The sequence below is a fragment of the Micromonospora sp. NPDC005707 genome, assembly GCF_040631005.1.
Classification (GTDB): Bacteria; Actinomycetota; Actinomycetes; order Mycobacteriales; family Micromonosporaceae; genus Micromonospora.
In genome coordinates, this window is sequence record NZ_JBEXYR010000030.1 from 1 (window position 1) to 20,864 (window position 20,864).

At 75.0% G+C, this 20,864-nt stretch carries 1 protein-coding gene; it reads left to right on the forward strand.

Annotated features, from left to right (window positions below; translation table 11 throughout):
- The first annotated feature begins 20 nt into the window (after positions 1-20).
- Positions 21-20,858 (forward strand): SDR family NAD(P)-dependent oxidoreductase, encoded by a 20,838-nt coding sequence (locus ABZ452_RS31900; protein ID WP_357951013.1) that lies wholly within the window; start codon positions 21-23, stop codon positions 20,856-20,858.
- The last annotated feature ends 6 nt before the right edge of the window (positions 20,859-20,864 follow it).

Here is a 20,864-nt window from a genome sequence, read left to right on the forward strand (position 1 = left end):
GCGTCGCCGCCATCATCAAAATGATCCAAGCCCTACACCACGGCCAGCTCCCGAAAACCCTGCACGTCGACACCCCCAGCAGCCACGTCAACTGGGACACCGCACGCGTCGCGCTACTCACCGACGCCCGGCCCTGGCCCGCACACCCCGACCGGCCCCGCCGCGCCGCCATCTCCTCCTTCGGCCTCTCCGGCACCAACGCCCACCTCATCCTCGAATCACCCCCGGCAGACAACACGGCGCCCGGGACCGGTGCCCCCGCTCACGCCGCAGGTTCCCGCGGAACCGACACCACGAACGGCACCACGGCCACAACCACGAGCGGAACCGCGACCGTGGGCGCAGCCGAGGCCGCACAGGACCTCCCACCGGCCGGCACGGCCGCTTGCGGCACGGCCGCTTGCGGCACGGCCGAGGGCGGCACGCCGGTGCCGCTGCTGCTGTCCGGCAAGACCGCCGCCGCGCTACGCGACCAGGCCGGCCGCCTCGCCACGCACCTGACCGCCCACCCCGACACCGCGCTGACCGACCTCGCCGGCGCCCTGGCGAGTCAGCGCGCCCACCTCGACCACCGCGCCGTCATCATCACCGACTCGCCCGCCCACGCCGCCGACGCACTCCAACACCTCGCGAGCGACCAACCCCACCCCGACGTCGTCACCGGCCACGCCACCGACCCCGGCCGCATCGCCCTCATCTTCGCCGGCCAGGGCTCCCAACACCCCGCCATGGCGAATGAACTGCTCACCCACCCCGTCTTCGCCGCCCACATCCACGCCTGCGACACCGCCCTCACCACCCACGGGCTCAACTGGTCCATCGAGGAAACCCTGACCAGCGGGGCGCCGCTGGACCGCGACGACACCACCCAGATCACCCTCTTCGCCGTCATGACCGGCCTCGCCGCCCTCTGGCACCACCACGGCATCACCCCCGACGCCGTCCTCGGCCACTCCCAAGGCGAAATCGCCGCCGCCTACCACGCCGGCGCCCTAACCCTCCAAGACGCCATCACCATCACCGCCACCCGCGCCACCCACATCACCACCCTGCACGGCACCGGCACCATGGCCTCCATCCCCCTACCCGCCCACCAGGTCACCCCCCTGCTCACCGAACACAACGACCTACACATCGCCGCCCACAACAGCCCCACCACCACCGTCATCGCCGGCAACACCACCCAAGTGCAGACCCTCGTCAACACCCTCCAAGCCCGCGACGTGCGCGCCCGCCTCATCGCCGTCAACTACGCCTCCCACACCCCCCACATCGAACCCCTGCGCGACACCCTCCTCACCGAACTCGACACCATCGCACCCCGGCCCTCGCAGACCGCCTTCTACTCCACCGTCACCGGCCGCCCACTCGACACCACCGAACTCACCGCCGACTACTGGTACGACAACCTCCGCCAACCGGTGCGCCTGCACACCGCCACCGAAGCGCTGCTCACCGACGGACACCTCACCTACATCGAAGCCACCCCCCACCCGATCCTCACCCCCACCCTCCAACAAACCTTCGACACCTGGGACGGCATCGACGAGCCCCACACCATCCCCACCCTCAAACGCGACCACGACAGCCACCGCCAATTCCTGCACGCCCTCGCCACCGCCCACACCCGCGGCCTCACCGTCAACTGGCACCTCCCGGCGCCCGCCACCCACCTGCCGCTGCCCACCTACCCCTTCCAGCACCAGCGCTTCTGGCTGACCGGCTCGCCGCGCGGCAGCGCGCCGACCCTGCACGGCCTGGCCTCCACGAGTCACCCGCTGGTCAGCGCGGCCGTCGCCACGCCGGACGGGACGTACCTGGCGAGCGGCCGGATCACCGTCGGGGAGCACCGCTGGATCGCCCAGCACACCATCAACGGGCGGGCCGTCCTGCCCGGCGCCGCGCTGCTCGAACTGGCCCTGCACACCGCCGCGCGGACCGACCACCGGCACGTCGAGGAACTGACCATCCAGACACCGGTCACCCTCGACCCGGACGTGCCGGTCCACCTGCAGATCCACGTGCAGCCGGCCGACCGGGCCGGCCGGCGGACCATCACCATCAGCACCCGGCCGGAAAATGAGCCGGACGGGGTGTGGACCGCGCACGCCACCGGCACCCTCGGCGCGGCCGCAGTCGCGCCGGTCGCGCCCCCGTCGGGCTGGCCGCCGGCCGGCGCCGAGGCGTACGACACCGCGCCGTTCTACCTGGCGCTGCGCGACACGGGACTGGACTACGGCCCGGCGTTCCGCAACATCGGCCGGGCCTGGCACGGCGGGACCGGGACCGTGTACGCCGAGCTGACCCGGCACGCCGACCTGGATCCGGCCGGGTACGCCATCCACCCGGCCGTGCTCGACACGGCGATCCATTCGGCGGCGACGACGAGCACGCCGGCCGCCGGCAGCACCATCGACATCCCGTTCAGCTTCACCGGGGTGACCCTGCACGGCGCCGCGGGCGGCAGCCTGCGCAGCACCGCCCGCACCGAGGGCAGCCGCACCGCACTCCAGCTCACCGCGGCCGACGGCAGCCCGGTGCTGACCGTGGCGGCGGTGCACACCCGCCCGCTGAACACCGCCGCGCTGGGCGCGCCGCCCGTACACCGGCTCGTCTGGGTGGAGGCGGAGTCCGTCGACCGCGCCGCGGCGTACGACGTGGAGGTCTTCTCGACCGGTGAGGTCGAGGAGGTGCTGACCGCCCCCTGGAACGCGCCCGACGTGGTGATCTGGACGCCCCGCGCGGACGGTGACCCGGTGGCCGCCACCCACGCCGTGGTGGCCGAGGTGGTCCGGGTCGTCGGCGCCTGGTGCCGCAACGCCGACCTGGCCGGCACCCGGCTGGTGGTGCTGACCCGCGGCGCGGTCGGCGCGCACGACGGGGAGAACGTGGCGGACCTGGCCGGCGCGGCCGTCTGGGGTGCGCTGCGGTCGGCGCAGACCGAGCACCCGGACCGGTTCGTGGTGGTCGACACCGACGGCACGCCGGCGAGCGGGGATCTGCTCAGCGTGGCCGTGGAGTCCGGCGCGGCGCAGCTGGTGTTGCGCGAGGGCCGGATGCTCCTGCCCCGGATCGAACGGGTCACGCCCACCGGCGCGCCGACCGGGATCGACCCGGACGGCGCGGTGCTGATCACCGGCGGCACCGGCACCCTCGGCGGGCTGCTCGCCGAACACCTGGTGGCCACCGGGCGGGCCCGGCACCTGGTGCTGGCCAGCCGCCGGGGCGCCGAGGCTCCCGGGGCGGAGGAGCTGGTCGGCCGGCTGATGGCGGCCGGCGCAACCGGCGTACGCGTGGTCGGCTGCGACACCGCCGACGGCGAGGCGGTGCGGGCGCTGGTCGCCGAGGCGTCCCGGGAGCGGCGGCTCGCCGCGGTCTTCCACACCGCCGGCGTGCTGCGCGACGCGGCGGTCCACACGCTGACCACCGAGCAGGTCGACGCCGTGCTGCGCCCCAAGGTCGACGCGGCCTGGCACCTGCACGAGGCGACCGCCGGTCTGGAGCTGGACGCCTTCGTCGTCTACTCGTCGATCGCCGGCACCCTCGGCGGCGCCGGTCAGGCCAACTACTCGGCGGCGAACAGCTTCCTGGACGCCCTGGCCCGCCGTCGCCGCGCCCTCGGCCTGCCCGGCACGAGCGTGGCGTGGGGCTTCTGGGCCCGGGCCAGCGGCATGACCGGACACCTCGGCGCGGAGGAGCACGCCCGGATCGCCGCGTCGGGGCTGCTGCCCCTCCCCGACGACCAGGGTCTCGCCATGCTCGACGCGGCGCTGGACAGCGGCCTGCCGCAGGTGGTGGCGACGCTGTGGAACGTGCCGGCGCTGCGCGAGCAGGCCGGCCGGGGTGACCTGCCGGACCTGCTGCGCCCGCTGGTCCCGGCCGCCGACGCCCCGGCCGGGCCGGCCCTCGCCGGCAGCGACGACCTGGGCCGGCGGCTGGCCGGTCTGGACCCGGCGGGCCGCCGGCAGGCGCTGCTGGAGGTGGTACGCGCCGAGATCGCCGTGGTGCTCGGGCACGGCGACCCCGCGGAGATCGGCGCGGCGCAGCCGTTCAAGGACCTCGGCTTCGAGTCGCTGACCGCCGTGGAGCTGCGCAACCGGCTGGCCACCGTGACCGGGCTGCGGCTGCCCACCACCCTCGCCTTCGACCACCCGACGCCGGCCGCGCTCGCCCAGCACCTGGCCACCCTGCTGGCCGGGGCCGAGCCGGCCGGACCGCTCGCGACGCTCACCGGCCCGGCCGGCGCCGACGAGCCGATCGCCATCGTCGGCATGGCCTGCCGGTTCCCCGGCGCGGACAGCCCGGAGCAGCTGTGGCGGCTGCTCGCCGACGGCACCGACGCCATGGGCGACTTCCCCACCGACCGGGGTTGGCACCTGGACACCCTCTACTCGCCCGACCCGGACCGGCCGGGCACCACGTACACCCGGCACGGCGGTTTCCTCTCCGGCGCCGACCGGTTCGACGCCGACTTCTTTCAGATCAGCCCGCGGGAGGCCCTGGCCACCGACCCTCAGCAGCGGCTCCTGCTGGAGACCGCGTGGGAGGCCCTGGAGCACGCCGGCATCGACCCGTCGTCGGTGCGGGGCAGCGTGACCGGGGTGTTCACCGGCGTGGTCGCCCAGGAGTACGCCCCGGCGACCCTGGCACCCCCGGCCGACCTGGCCGGCTACCTGCTGACCGGCAACACCACCAGCGTGGCGTCGGGCCGGATCGCGTACGCGCTCGGGTTGCAGGGCCCGGCGATCACCATCGACACGGCCTGCTCCTCCTCGCTCGTGGCGGCGCACCTGGCGATCCGCGCGCTGCACGACGGCGAGTGCTCGCTGGCCCTGGTCGGCGGGGCGACCATCATGGCCACCCCGAAGATCTTCGTGGAGTTCGCCCGGCAGCGGGGCCTGGCCACCGACGGGCGGTGCAAGTCCTTCTCGACGGAGGCGGACGGCACCGGCTGGGGCGAGGGCGCCGGGCTCGTGGTGCTGGAGAAACTCTCCGACGCGCGCCGCAACGGGCACCGGGTGCTCGCGGTGATCCGCGGTTCGGCCGTGAACCAGGACGGGGCCAGCAACGGGCTGACCGCGCCGAACGGGCCCGCCCAACAGCGGGTGATCCGGCAGGCCCTGACGGCCGCCCGGCTCTCGCCGGCCGAGGTGGACGCGGTGGAGGCGCACGGCACCGGCACCGTCCTCGGCGACCCGATCGAGGCGCACGCGCTGCTCGCCACGTACGGGCAGGAGCGCGAGGAGCCGCTGTGGCTGGGGTCGATCAAGTCGAACATCGGCCACACCCAGGCCGCGGCCGGCGTCGCCGGCATCATCAAACTCGTCCTGTCCCTGGAACACGACCTGCTGCCGCGCAGCCTGCACGCCGCCACGCCCAGCAGCCGGGTCGACTGGGAGCTCGGGTCGGTGGCGCTGCTGACCGAGCCGCGGCCGTGGCCGCGCCGGGTGGACCGGCCGCGCCGGGCCGGGGTGTCGTCGTTCGGCATCAGCGGCACCAACGCCCACCTGATCATCGAGGAGGCGCCGGAGACGGCGGCCCCGGCGCCGGTCGAGGCGCCCGCACCCATGCCGTGGCTGCTGTCGGCGCGGACCCCGGCGGCGGTGCGCGACCAGGCGGCCCGGCTGGCGGAGTTGCTGGACGAGCGACCGGACCTGACTCCGGCCCAGGTCGCCCACGCGCTGGCGACCAGCCGGGCCGCGTTCGACCACCGGGCGGCGATCGTCCCGCCGGTGGACGGCCCGGACGGTGAGCCGCACACCACGGCGGACCTGATCGCCGCCCTGCACGCCCTGGCCACCGGCGGCTCCCACCCGACCCTGGTACAGGGGTCGGTGCGCGACGGCAAGGTGGCGTTCCTGTTCACTGGCCAGGGCGCCCAGCACCCCGGCATGACCGCCGACCTCTACGCCCGCTTCCCGGTCTACGCCGCCGCTCTGGACGAGGTCTGCGCCGCCCTGGACCCGCACCTGGACCACCCGCTGCGGGAAGTCATGTGCGGCGCGTCCACCGACCTGCTCGGGCAGACGCTCTACACCCAGCCGGCCCTGTTCGCCGCCGAGACCGCCATGGTCCGGCTCCTCGACAGCTTCGGCGTCCGACCCGACCACCTCATCGGGCACTCCATCGGCGAACTCACCGCCGCCCACGTCGCCGGAGTCCTCGACCTTGACGACGCCGCGCGACTGGTCACCACCCGGGCCCGGCTCATGCACGCCATGCCCGCCGGCGCGATGCTCGCCGTCACCGCACCCCTGGACCGGATCGAACCGATCCTGGAAGCCCACCCCGACGTGAGCCTGGCCGGGCACAACAGCCCCACCTCACTCGTCCTCGCCGGCAGCACCGACGCCATCGACACCATCGCCGCAAGCCTCACCGCCGACGGCATCCGGGCCCGGAAGCTGCATGTCACCCACGCCTTCCACTCCGCACACACCGACCCGATCCTCGATGACTTCCGGACCGCCGCAGCCCAGGTCACCTACCGGCCGGCGGCGCTGCCCATCGTGTCCAACCTGACCGGACAACTCGCCACCCACGAGCAACTGTCCGACCCCGACTACTGGACGCGGCACATCCGCGAGACGGTGTCCTACGCCGCCGGCACCGAGACCCTGCACAGCCTGGGTGTCACCCACTACATCGAAGTCGGACCCGACCCGACACTGAGCACCCTCACCCAGGAAACCCTCACCGGCATCACCGCCATCGCCACCCAGCAGCGCAAACAGGACGGCACCACGACGCTGCTCACCGCCCTGGCCACCGCCCACACCAGCGGCATCGACGTCGACTGGGCGCCCCTGCTCCCCGCCGGCCCGGTCCCACCGGTCCCGCTGCCCACCTACCCGTTCCAGCACCAGCGGTACTGGCTGCACCACGGGACCACCCTGACCGAGCCGGGCGACCTGGGCCTGGCGGGCGCCGGGCATCCGCTGCTCGGGGCGGCCCTCACCCTGGCCCACCAGGACACCCACCTGTTCACCGGCCGGATCTCCACCGCCACCCACCCCTGGCTGGCCGAGCACGTCATCGTCGGCACGGCGCTGCTCCCCGGCACCGCGTTCGTCGACCTCGCCCTGCACGCCGGGCACCACACCGGACACCCGTACCTGGACGAGTTGACCATCGAGGCGCCGCTCGCCCTGCCCGGGCAGGGCGCGCTGGACCTCCAGGTGGAGGTGACGCCGGCCGGCCCGGCGCGGTCGGTCAGCGTGCACTCCCGGCCCGCCGGGTCGGACGGCCCGTGGACCCGGCACGCCACCGGCACCCTCCACCCCGTCGGGCCGGCGGCCACCGCGGGTGCGACGCAGTGGCCGCCGGACGGGGCCACCCCGGTCGGCCTGGCCGACTTCTACGACGGGCTGCACGACGCCGGCGCCGCGTACGGGCCGAGCTTCCGCGGCCTGCACGCCGCCTGGCGCGCCGACGACCACCTGTACGCCGAGGTCACCCTCCCCGAGGAGGTGGACCCCGCCGGGTACGGCGTGCACCCCGCCCTGCTCGACGCCGCGCTGCACCCGATCGCCCTCACCGGCGACGACCGGATGCGGCTGCCGTTCGCGTGGACCGGGGTCGCCCTGCACGCCACCGGCGCCCGGACGCTGCGGGTGGACTTCCACCGGGTCGACCCGGACACGGTGCGTCTCACCGCCACCGACCCGGCCGGCGCTGCGGTGGTGACGGTGGCGGCGCTGACCGTGCGGGCCGTACCGGAGCAGCTCACCGGCGCCCGGGCCGGCCAGCTGCTCGGGGTGGCCTGGAGCCCCGTACCGTCGGGGGTTTCCGCGCCGGCGGGCGACCTGCTCTCCCCCGCCGAGCTGGGCGCACTGCTCGACGCGGACGAGCGGCCGGTGCCGGAGACGGTGCTGCTGCGCGCCACGGCCGGCGGCGACGAGCAGGTGGCCGCGACCCACCAGCGGGTCGAGGAGACCCTCGGGCTGCTCCGGCGGTGGCTCGCCGACGACCGGTTCGCCGCAGCCCGCCTGGTCGTGGTGACCAGCGGCGCGGTGGCGGCGCGGGCCGAGGACGAGGTGACCGACCTGGCCGGGGCGGGGCTCTGGGGCCTGGTCCGCAGCGCCCAGGCCGAGCACCCGGACCGGTTCCTGCTGGTCGACGCCGACGACGTCCGCGACGAGCGGATCGGCGGGGCGGTCGCCGCCAGGCAACCGCAGCTCGCCGTCCGCGACGGCGACCTGCTGGCCCCGCACCTGACCCGGCTCGCCCCGCCGGCCGCCCCGCCGGCACCATCGTTCGATCCGGACGGCACGGTGCTCATCACCGGCGGCACCGGCGCGCTGGGCGGGACGCTGGCCGAGCATCTGGTACGCGCCGGCCGCGCCCGGCGGCTGCTCCTGGTCAGCCGGCGTGGCGGCGACGGCGCCGGTGACCTGCTCGACCGGCTGGCCGAGGCGGGCGCCGAGGTGACCGTCGCGGCGTGCGACGTCACCGACCCGGACGCGGTGGCCGCCCTGATCGCCGGGATCCCGACCCGGCACCCGCTCACGGCCGTCTTCCACACCGCCGGGGTGGTCGACGACGCGGCGCTGCACACCCTCACGTCGGACCAGCTGCACGCGGTGTTGCGGCCCAAGGTGGACGGTGCGTGGCATCTGCACCGGGCCACCCGGGACCTGCCGCTCGCGGCGTTCGTGCTGTATTCCTCGGTCGCCGGGACGCTGGGCAGCCCGGGTCAGGGCAACTACGCCGCCGCGAACGCGTTCCTCGACGCTCTGGCGTGGCACCGCGCCGCGCAGGGGCTGCCGGCCACGTCCCTGGCCTGGGGGTTGTGGGCGCAGGAGAGCGGGATGGCCGCCGGTCTGGGCCGGGGTGACCAGGCCCGCATCGGGCGGGGCGGCCTGCGCCCGCTGGCCGCCGACGAGGCGTTCGCCCTGCTCGACGTGGCGCTCGACCAGCGGCGACCCGCCGTGGTCGCGGCGAACCTCACCCTGAGCGGGCTGTACGGGCTGTCCCCGGCCGCCGGACGGCGCAACGCCGCCACCGCCGCCGCCGCGCAGGGGCTGGCCGGTCGGCTGGCCGGGCTCGGGCCGGCGGAGCGGCTGCGACTGGTGCTGGACCTGGTCCGGGTCGAGATCGCCACCGTGCTGGGTCACTCCGGCGCCGGGAGTGTGGCGCCGCAGCGGGCGTTCAAGGACCTCGGGTTCGACTCGCTCACCGCCGTGGACCTGCGCAACCGGCTCACCGCGGCCACCGGCCTGCGGCTACCCGCCACCCTGATCTTCGACCACCCCACCGCCGAGGCCCTCGCCACCCACCTGCTGGCGCAGCTCGACCCCACTGCCGGGCCCACCGCCGGCCGGGCCATCGCCACCGCGGCCGCCGTGGACGAACCGATCGCCATCGTCGGGATGGCCTGCCGCTATCCGGGCGGGGTCGCCTCCCCCGAGCAGCTGTGGCAGCTCGTCGCCGGCGGGGTCGACGCCATCAGCGAGTTCCCCACCAACCGCGGCTGGCACCTCGACCGCCTGCACCACCCCGACCCCGACCACCCCGGCACCACCTACACCCGCCACGGCGGCTTCCTGCACGACGCCGACGCCTTCGACGCCGACTTCTTCGACGTCAGCCCGCGCGAGGCCACGGCCACGGACCCGCAGCACCGGCTGCTGCTGGAGACCGCCTGGGAGGCCCTGGAGTCGGCGGGGATCAACCCGCACGGGCTGCGGCACAGTGACACGGGCGTGTTCACCGGGATCATGTACAACGACTACGCCACCCGGTTGCAGCACCACATCCCGGACGGCTACGAGGGTCACCTCAGCAACGGAAGCGCGCCGAGCATCGCCTCCGGGCGGCTCGCGTACACCCTGGCGCTGGAAGGCCCCGCGGTGACCGTGGACACCGCCTGCTCGTCGTCGCTGGTCGCCACCCATCTCGCCATTCAGGCGCTGCGCAACGGCGAGTGCGGACTGGCCCTGGCCGGCGGGGCCACGGTGATGGCCACGCCCACCACCTTCGTCGAGTTCGCCCGCCAGCGGGGGCTCGCCCCCGACGGCCGGTGCAAGTCCTTCGCGGACACCGCCGACGGCACGGGCTGGAGCGAGGGCGCCGGCCTGCTGGTGCTGGAACGGCTCTCGGACGCCCGCCGCCACGGCCACCCGGTGCTCGCGGTCATCCGCGGGTCGGCGGTGAACCAGGACGGCGCCAGCAACGGACTGACCGCCCCCAACGGGCCGTCGCAGCAGCGGGTCATCCGCCAGGCCCTGGCCAACGCCCGCCTCACCCCCACCGACGTCGACGCCGTCGAGGCACACGGCACGGGTACGACCCTCGGTGATCCCATCGAGGCCCAGGCCCTGCTCGCCACCTACGGGCAGGACCGCGACGAGCCGTTGTGGCTCGGTTCGATCAAGTCCAACATCGGGCACACCCAGGCCGCGGCCGGCGTCGCCGGGATCATCAAGATGGTCCAGGCGCTGCGGCACGGCGAGCTGCCACCGACGCTGCACGCCCACGCGCCCAGCCGGCATGTCGACTGGGCGGCGGGCGCGGTCGCGCTCCTGGCCGAGGCCCAGCCCTGGCCGGCACGCGCGGACCGGCCGCGCCGGGCCGGGGTGTCATCGTTCGGCATCAGCGGCACGAACGCCCACCTGATCCTGGAGGAGGCGCCGGCGCGGTCGGCCGTGCCGGCGGGCGAGCCGGTGGCGCCGCTGCCGTGGCTGCTGTCGGCGAAGAGTCCGGCGGCGCTGCGCGCTCAGGCGGGACGGCTGGCCGAGCTGGTCGAGGCGGACCCGGCCCTGGACCGGGCGGCAGTGGCCCGGACCCTCGCGACGGGCCGGGCGTTCCTCGCCCACCGGGCGGCGTTCGTGCCGGCGCTCGACGCGGCGGACGGCGAGCTGGCCGCGACGGTGCGGGCGCTCGCGGCCGGTGAGTCGCGCCCGGCGCTGGTAACCGGCGCGGCCGGGACGGTCGGGAAGGTGGCGTTCCTGTTCACCGGTCAGGGCGCCCAACACCCCGGCATGACCACCGACCTCTACACACGCTTCCCCGTCTACGCCGCCGCCCTCGACGAGGTCTGCGCCGCGGTGGACCCGCACCTGGACCACCCCCTGAGGGAGGTCATGTGCGGCGAGCACACCGACTTGCTCGGGCAGACGCTCTACACCCAGCCGGCCCTCTTCGCGGCCGAGGTCGCCATGGTCCGGCTCCTCGACAGCTTCGGCGTCCGACCGGACCACCTCATCGGGCACTCCATCGGCGAACTCACCGCCGCCCACATCGCCGGCGTCCTCGACCTTGACGACGCCGCCCAGCTCGTCGCCACCCGCGCCCGACTCATGCACACCATGCCCGCCGGCGCGATGCTCGCCGTCACCGCACCCCTGGACCGCATCCAACCGATCCTGGAAGCCCACCCCGACGTGAGCCTGGCCGGGCACAACAGCCCCACCTCACTCGTCCTCGCCGGCAACACCGACACCATCGACACCATCGCCGCCCAGCTGGCCGCGGACGGGGTGCGAGCGCGGAAGCTGCACGTCGCCCACGCCTTCCACTCCGCACACACCGACCCGATCCTCGACGACTTCCGGACCGCCGCAGCCCAGGTCACCTACCGGCCGGCCACCATCCCCATCGTGTCCAACCTGACCGGACACCTCGCCACCGACGAACAACTCGCCGACCCCGACTACTGGACCCGACACATCCGCGAAACGGTGTCCTACACCACCGGCACCGAAACCCTGCACAGCCTCGGCGTCACCCACTACATCGAAGTCGGACCCGACGCCACCCTCACCACCCTCACCCAGGAAACCCTCACCGACATCACCACCATCCCCACCCAGCAGCGCGGACACGACGGCACCACCACACTGCTCACCGCCCTCGCCACCGCCCACACCAGCGGCCTGACCGTCGACTGGGCGCCCCTGCTGCCCGCCACCCCGGTCCCGCCGGTCCCGTTGCCCACCTATCCCTGGCAGCACCGGCGCTACTGGCTCCACGCCGAATCCGCGGTCAGCGACGCCGAGGACCTCGGCCTGCGGAGCAGCGGACACCCGCTTCTCGGCGCGGCCATCGAACTTCCCCACGACCAGGGACACCTCTTCACCGGACGGCTGTCCCCACACACCCACCCCTGGCTGGCCGACCACACCATCGCCGGCACCACCCTGCTGCCCGGCACCGCGTACGTCGACCTCGCCCTGCACGCCGGCCACCACACCGGACACCCCCACCTGGACGACCTCACCATCGAGGCGCCCCTCACCCTCGACCCGGACACCACCCGGCACCTCCAGGTGGAACTGGGTGCGGCGGACGGCCACCGGCGACCGGTGAGCATCCGGTCGCGGGCGCAGGACGACCCGGACGGCGAGTGGACCCTCCACGCGTCCGGCGTCCTGTCCCGTACCGCACCGGCCGCGGGCTCGCCGGCCGCCGTGTGGCCGCCGGCCGGGGAGCCGGTCGACGTGGACGCCCTGTACGCGGCGTTCGCCGACGCGGGCGTCGACTACGGGCCCACCTTCCAGGGGGTACGCGCCGCGTGGCGGGACGGGGACACCGTCCACGCCGAGGTGGTGCTGCCGGAGCAGGTGAGCACCCGGGGGTACGGCATCCACCCGGCCCTGCTCGACGCCGCCCTGCACCCGCTCGCCCTCCTGCTCGTGGGGGACGGCGTACGCCTGCCGTTCGCGTGGACCGGGGTCGCCCTGCACGCCACCGATGCCGCCACGTTGCGGGTCCGGGTGAGCGCCGCCGGTACGGACACGGTCCGGCTGACCGCCACGGACCCGGCCGGGGCGGAGGTGGTCACCGTCGAGGCGTTGACCGTCCGCCCGGCCGTGATCGGCGGCTCCGGCGGCAGCCGGGACCTGCACCGGGTCGTCTGGGTGGCCGTACCGGGTGGTCGGGCCGACGGCCCGCTGCCGGCCGCCGTGGACCTGGCCGGCCTCGCAGCGGGTGCCGCCGAGGACGGGGCGGAGCTCGTGGTGGTTCGGGTCGAGCCGGCCGGGGACGGGGACGTGGTCGCCGCGACCCACGATCTCGCCGAGCGGGCCGCCACGGCCCTGCGGGAGTGGCTCGCCGACGACCGGTTCGCCGCCGGCCGCCTGGTCGTGTTGACCCGTGGCGCGGTGGCGACGCGGGCCGGCGAGGACGTCGACCTGCCCACCGCCGCGCTGTGGGGGCTGGTCCGCTCGGCGCAGGCGGAGAACCCGGACCGGATCGTGCTGGTCGACGCCGACGCCGCCGGGGAGGAGCTGGTCGCGGCCGCGGCCGCCACGGGCCTGCCGCAGCTGGCGATCCGGGACGGTGGGCTGCTGGCGCCCCGGGTTTCCCGCGTCACCACGACGGCGGAGCACCCGGTCCCCGAGCTGGACCCGGAGGGAACGGTCCTGATCACCGGTGGGACCGGCACCCTCGGCGCCCTGCTCGCCGAACACCTCACCACCACCGGCCGCACCCGGCACCTCCTGCTCGCCAGCCGCCGCGGCCCGGACGCCCCCGGAGCGGCAAGGCTCGTCGGCGACCTGGAGGCGCACGGCGCCACCGTCACCATCACCGCCTGCGACACCACCGACCCCGACGCCGTGAACTCACTCATCGCCGGCATCCCCGCCGAACACCCCCTCACCGCCGTGTTCCACACCGCCGGCACCACCGACGACGCCACCCTCACCACCCTCACCCCCGAACAGGTCCACACCGTCCTCCGACCCAAAGTCGACGCCGCCTGGCACCTCCACCGCGCCACCCTCGACCTCGACCTCGCCGCGTTCGTCCTCTACTCCTCCGCCGCCGGCACCCTCGGCAGCCCCGGACAAGCCAACTACGCCGCCGCCAACACCTACCTCGACGCCCTCGCCCACCACCGCCACACCGCAGGCCTACCCGCCACCAGCCTCGCCTGGGGACTCTGGGCCCACACCAGCGACATCACCGCCACCCTCGACACCACCGACCAGACCCGGATAACCCGCGCCGGCATCCTCCCCCTGCCCACCCACGAAGCCCTACGACTGCTCGACACCGCCCTGCACACCGGCCACCCCACCCTCATCCCCGCCAAACTCACCCCCACCGCCCTACGCCTGCTCAACCCCGAGGTCGCGCGGCGTACGGCGGCGGACGCCCCGGCCGGCGGCCGGGGGCTGGCGGACCGGCTCGCCACGCTCACCCACGCCGAGCAGGAACGCCTGCTGCTCCACCTGGTCCGCGACGAGATCGCCGCCGTGCTCGGCCACGCCGACGCCGACGCCGTCGACCCACGGCGGACGTTCCGGGACCTGGGCTTCGACTCACTCACCGCCGTGAACCTGCGCAACCGGCTCGCCACCGCCACCGGCCTGCGGCTGCCCGCCACCCTGGTCTTCAACCACCCGACCGCCGAAGCCCTCGCCGGGCATCTGCACGCGCAGCTCCGGCCCGCCGGGGACGGGGCGGCCACCCGCGCCGCCGCGGCGGGCCTCGCCGCCGACGAGCCGATCGCCATCATCGGGATGGCCTGCCGCTACCCCGGCGGCGTGACCACTCCAGACGAACTCTGGCGGCTGGTCTCCGACGGCACGGACGCGATCAGCGGGTTCCCCACCAACCGTGGCTGGCACCTCGACCGGCTCTACCATCCCGACCCGGACCACCCCGGCACCACGTACGCGCGGCACGGCGGGTTCCTGCACCACGCCGACGAGTTCGACAACGACTTCTTCGGCATCAGCCCCCGCGAAGCCGCCGCCACCGACCCCCAACAGCGACTCCTCCTCGAAACCGCCTGGGAAGCCCTGGAACGGGCGGGCATCGACCCCGACGGCCTGCGCGCGTCCGCCACCGGCGTCTTCACCGGCGTCATGTACAACGACTACGCGACCCGGTTCCAGCAGGTGCCGGAGGGCTTCGAGGGCTATCTCGGCAACGGCAGCGCCGGCAGTGTCGCCTCCGGCCGCCTGGCGTACACCCTCGGGCTGCAGGGGCCGGCGGTCACCCTGGACACGGCCTGCTCCTCGTCCCTGGTCGCCGCCCACCTGGCGATCCAGTCCCTGCGAAACGGGGAGTGCACCCTGGCGCTGGCCGGCGGCGTCACCGTCATGGCCACCCCGGGCACGTTCGTCGAGTTCGCCCGCCAGCGGGGCCTGTCGGCCGACGGCCGCTGCAAGTCCTTCGCGGACACCGCCGACGGCACCGGCTGGGGCGAGGGCGCCGGACTGATCCTGCTGGAACGCCTCTCCGACGCCCGACGCAACGGCCACCACGTCCTCGCCGTCATCCGCGGCTCCGCCGTCAACCAGGACGGCGCCAGCAACGGGCTGACCGCCCCCAACGGACCCGCCCAGCAACGCGTCATCCACCAGGCCCTGGCCAACGCCCGCCTCGCCCCCACCGACGTCGACGCCGTCGAAGCACACGGCACCGGCACGGCCCTGGGCGACCCGATCGAAGCTCAGGCGTTGCTGGCCACCTACGGGCAGAAGCGCCACGAGCCGCTCTGGCTCGGGTCGATCAAGTCGAACATCGGGCACACCCAGGCCGCCGCGGGCGTCGCCGGGATCATCAAGATGGTCCAGGCCATCCGCCACGGCGTCCTGCCCCGGACGCTGCACGTCGACACACCCAGCTCCCACATCGACTGGGACGCCGGCGCCGTCGCCCTGCTCACCGAAGCCCAACCCTGGCCCGACACCGACCGGCCCCGCCGCGCCGGCGTCTCCTCCTTCGGCATCAGCGGCACCAACGCACACCTCATCATCGAGCAGGCCCCGGCCGGCGGGCCGGCACCGTCCGGGTCTGGCCCGGTGGTGGCGGGCGCAGTCGCGGTCGGGACGCCGGCCGGCGCCGAGCCCGACCAGCCGTCACCCGCCGTGCCGCTGCCGTGGCTGCTCTCCGCGAAGACCCAGGCCGCGCTCCGCGACCAGGCCGCCCGCCTGATGGCGTACGCGCAGGGGCACCCCGAGGTCGAGCCGGCCGCGGTCGCGGCGGCGCTGGTCACCGGGCGCGCGGCGTTCCCCCAGCGGGCGGCGGTCCTGCCCGGCGCCGAGCAGATGGCGGCGCTGCGCGCGCTCGCCGAGGACCGGCCGCACCCGGCCCTGCTTCAGCACACCACCGCGCACACCGGCCGGACCGTGTTCGTCTTCCCCGGCCAGGGCGGCCAATGGCTCGGCATGGGCCGCGAACTCGCCGCTCAGAGCCCGGTCTTCGCGGCCCACCTGGAAGCCTGCGCCGAGGCGCTGCGTCCGCACGTCGACTGGGACCTGCGTGAGGTGCTGGATGACGACGACCCGGACTGGTTGACCCGGGTGGACGTGGTCCAACCCGTCCTGTTCGCCGTCATGACCGGGCTGGCCGCCGTATGGCGGCACCACGGGATCATCCCCGACGCCGTGATTGGCCACTCCCAGGGCGAGATCGCGGCCGCGCACGCCGCCGGGGCACTCACCCTCGACGACGCCGCGAAGATCGTCGCCCTGCGCGCCAAAGCCCTGCGGGCACTCATCGGCCAAGGTGACATGGCCTCCCTCGCCCTCCCCGCCGACCAGGTCACCGAACTCCTGGCTGCCTTCGACGGACGGGCGCACATCGCCACCGTCAACGGACCCAACGCCACCGTGATCGCCGGCAACCCCGACGCCGTCGCCGCAGCAGTCGCCCATTGCAAGGAGCAGGAGATCCCTGCCCGCGTCCTGCCGGTCGGCTACGCCTCCCACACCCCCCACGTGGAGGCGTTGCGCGAGGAGATCCTCGCCGCCCTCGACGGCATCACCCCCACCCCCACCGACGTCGCCTTCTACTCCACCTACACCGGCGACCGCATCGACACCGACAGCCTCACCACCGACTACTGGTACGACAACCTGCGCCACCCGGTCCGATTCCAGACGGCCACCGAAGCCCTCCTCCGCGACGGCTACGCCACCTTCATCGAGGTCAGCCCCCACCCCGTCCTCATCCAACCCATCGAGGACACCGCCGACCAGCGCGACATCATCGCCCTGCCCAGCATGCGCCGCGACACCACCGGCCAACTCACCACCGCCCTGGCCACCGCACACACCCACGGCCTCCCGGTGGACTGGCAGCCGCTGCTGCCCACCGCGGTCCCGGCGGTCGACCTACCCACCTACGCGTTCCAACGGCAGCGCTACTGGCTGCACGCACCCGCCACCATCAGCGACGCCGCCGACCTCGGCCAGGACGCGACCGGCCACCCACTGCTCGCCGCCGCCATCGAACTGCCCGACCAGCAGGGACACCTGTTCACCGGCCGGCTCACCCTCGACCGGCAACCCTGGATCGGCGACCACACCGTCACCGGCACCGTCCTCCTACCCGGCACCGCCTACGTCGACCTCGCCCTGCACGCCGGCCACCACACCGGACACCCGCACCTCGACGACCTCACCATCGAGGCTCCGCTCACCCTCGACACCGACAGCGACCTGCAACTGCACGTCGAGGTCGGACCCGACCGGGACGGGCGTCGCACACTCACCATCCACACCCGGCCCGCCCACGACGAGACCTGGACGCGGCACGCCACCGGCACCCTCACCACCGGCGGGCCCACCCCGGCCGGCGACGACCCCACCGCCTGGCCGCCACCCGGCGCCACCCCGATCGCCACCGACACCCTCTACGACACCCTGGCCGCCACCGGCCTGCACTACGGCCCGGCGTTCCAGGGCGTCAAGGCGGTCTGGCGCGACGGCGACACCCTGCACGCCGACGTCCACCTGCCCGACGAGGTGGCCGCCGGTGGCCACGGCGTCCATCCGGCGCTGCTCGACGCCGCCCTGCACCCGATGGCCCTCGCCGGCGGCGCTGACGGCATCCGGCTCCCGTTCGCCTGGGCCGGGGTCACCCTGCACGCCACCGGCGCCCGGCACCTGCGGGTCCGGCTCGAAGCGACCGGCGACGACACCCTCCGGCTGCACGCCACCGACCCCACCGGCGCGCCCGTCGTCACCGTCGACGCCCTCACCGTCCGGCCCCTGCCCGCCGGACACCTCGGCGGCGACCGTGCCGTCCGGGAGAGCCTGTTCCGGCTCGACTGGGCGCCGGTCACCGACCTGCCCGAGGTCACCGGCCCGCGGTGGGCCGCGCTGGGGGCCGTGCCGCCCGGACTCGGGGTGCCCGTCGAGGCGTACCCGGATCTGGAGGCCCTGGCCACCGCGCTGGCCGGCGGCGCCGGCGTACCCGAGGCGGTGCTGGTGACCGCGGACGCGGACGGCCCGGCCGGCGCCGACCTGGCCCGGACCGCGACCCACCGGTCCCTGGACCTGGTCCGGGCGTGGCTGGGCCGCCCGGAGCTGGCCGGGTCGCGGCTCGTGGTACTGACCCGGGACGCGGTGGCGGCCCGGCCCGGCGACACCGCCGCGGCCCTGGCCGGGGCGGCGGTGTGGGGCCTGCTGAAGACGGCGCAGGCGGAGAACCCGGACCGGTTGGTCCTGGTCGACCTCGACGGGCACGAGGCGTCCGCACCGGCGCTGCCCGCAGCGCTGGCCACCGGCGAGCCGCAGCTCGCCATCCGCCGGGGCGCCGTCCACGCGGCGCGGCTGACGCACGCCGGCACCGAGGGCATGCTCGCCCTGCCCGACGAGCTGTGGCGGCTGGTCCTCACCGGGTCCGGCACGCTGGACAGCCTCGCCGTGGTGCCGCACGACGAGGCCGGGCAGCCCCTCGCACCCGGCCAGGTACGCGTCGCCGTGCGGGCCGCCGGCCTGAACTTCCGGGACGCGTTGCTGGCGCTGGGCATGGTCACCACCGACTCCCGCCCGGTGATGGGTGAGGCGTCCGGTGTGGTGGTCGAGGTGGCGCCGGACGTCACCACGGTGGCCGTCGGCGACCGGGTGATGGGCCTCATGATCAGTGGCATCGGTCCGCTGGCGCTGGCCGACCACCGGCTGATCGCGCGGATGCCCTCCGGCTGGTCGTTCGTCGAGGCGGCAGCGGTGCCGGTGGTGTTCCTGACCGCGTACCACGGGCTCGCCGACCTGGCCCGGATCCAGCCCGGCGAGACGCTGCTGCTGCACGCGGCCTCCGGCGGGGTCGGCATGGCCGCCCTGCAACTGGCCCGGCACTGGGGGGTCGAGGTCTACGGCACGGCGAGCCCGCCGAAGTGGCCGGCGCTGCGCGAGCAGGGCCTGGACGAGCGGCACATCGCCTCCAGCCGGACCCTCGACTTCGAGGAGCGGATCCGGGCGGCCACCGGCGGCCGCGGAGTGGACGTGGTCCTCAACGCCCTCGCCCACGAGTTCGTTGACGCGTCGCTGCGGCTGCTCGGCGAGGGTGGGCGGTTCATCGAGATGGGCAAGACCGACATCCGCCCGGCCGGCGACGTCGCCGCCACCCACCCGGGCGTCCTCTACCAGGCGTTCGACATCATGGACCCGGGCCCGGACCGGGTGCAGGAGATGCTGGCCACGCTCGCCGCGCTCTTCGAGAGCGGCGCGCTGCGGCCGCCGCCGGTGACCGTCTGGGACATCCGCCGGGCGCCGGAGGCGCTGCGCTACCTGAGCACGGCCCAGCACGTCGGCAAGGTCGTGCTGAGCATGCCGCCGCAGGCGGACCCGGCCGGCACCGTCCTGATCACCGGCGGCACCGGCGTTCTCGGCGGGCACCTGGCCCGGCACCTGGTCACCGGGCACGGAATGAGGAACCTGCTGCTGACCAGCCGTACCGGGGCGGCCGCACCGGGGGCGGAGGAGCTGCGGGCGGAGCTGACCGCGCTGGGCGCCCGGGTGACCGTGGCGGCGTGCGACGCCGCCGATCGGGACGCGCTGGCCGCCCTGCTGGACCGGGTGCCGGCCGAGCATCCGCTGACCATGGTGGTGCACGCCGCCGGAGTCATCGACGACGGCGTCATCGCCGCGCTCACCCCGGAGCGGGTCGACGCGGTGCTGCGTCCGAAGGTGGACGCGGCGTGGCACCTGCACGAGCTGACCAGCGGGCTGGACCTCGCCGAGTTCGTCCTCTTCTCGTCGGCCGCCGGCACCCTCGGCACCCCCGGGCAGGGCAGCTACGCGGCGGCCAACGCCTTCCTCGACGCGCTCGCCGTGCGGCGGCACGGGCAGGGCCTGCCGGCCACCGCTCTGGGCTGGGGCCTCTGGGCGCAGACCAGCACGATGACCGACCACCTCGGCGAGGCCGACCTGGTGCGGATGGCCCGCGCCGGGGTCAGCCCGATCCCCACCGAGCTGGGACTGGCGCTGTTCGACGCCGCCCGCGCCCTGGCCCTGCCGCATGTCGTGCCGACCCGTCTTGACGTGCGCGCGCTGGGCGCCGACCCCGAGGCGCTGCCGGCGATCCTGCGCGGCCTGGTCCGCGCCCCGGCGCGGCGGGCGGCCGCCGGGGGGCAGGTGCCGGCCGGGGACGGCGCCGACGGCTGGGGCCGGCGGCTGGCCGGGTCGTCCCGGGAGGAACAGCACGAGCAGCTACGCGGGCTGGTCCGCGCGCAGGTGGCCACGGTGCTGGGCCACGCCTCCCCGGACGGGATCGACGACGGCCGGGCGTTCAAGGAACTGGGCTTCGACTCGCTGACCGCGGTGGAGCTGCGCAACCGCCTCAACGGAGCGACCGGGCTGCGGCTGCCCGCCACGGTGGTCTTCGACTACCCCACGACCGACGTGCTGGCCGAGTACCTGCGCCAGCAGCTCGCGCCGGCCGAGGCGTCGCCGGTCGACGCGCTGCTGGTGGAGCTGGAGCAGGCCGAGAGCCGGCTCGGCGACCTCACCGCCGACGGGGAGTCCCGGGGCCGGCTGGCCGCCCGGTTGCAGCACCTGCTCGCCCGGCTCGAGGAGGCGGACGCACCGGGCCCGGACGCGCCGGAGGCGGTGGCGGAGCAGCTCGCCACGGCCAGCGACGACGACCTCTTCGCCTTCATCGACAACGAACTCTGATCACCG

What these genes read in the sequence shown, in the direction of transcription:
- ABZ452_RS31900 (WP_357951013.1), top strand. Translation starts at nt 21, where the DNA reads ATGATCCAAGCCCTACACCACGGCCAGCTCCCGAAAACCCTGCACGTC.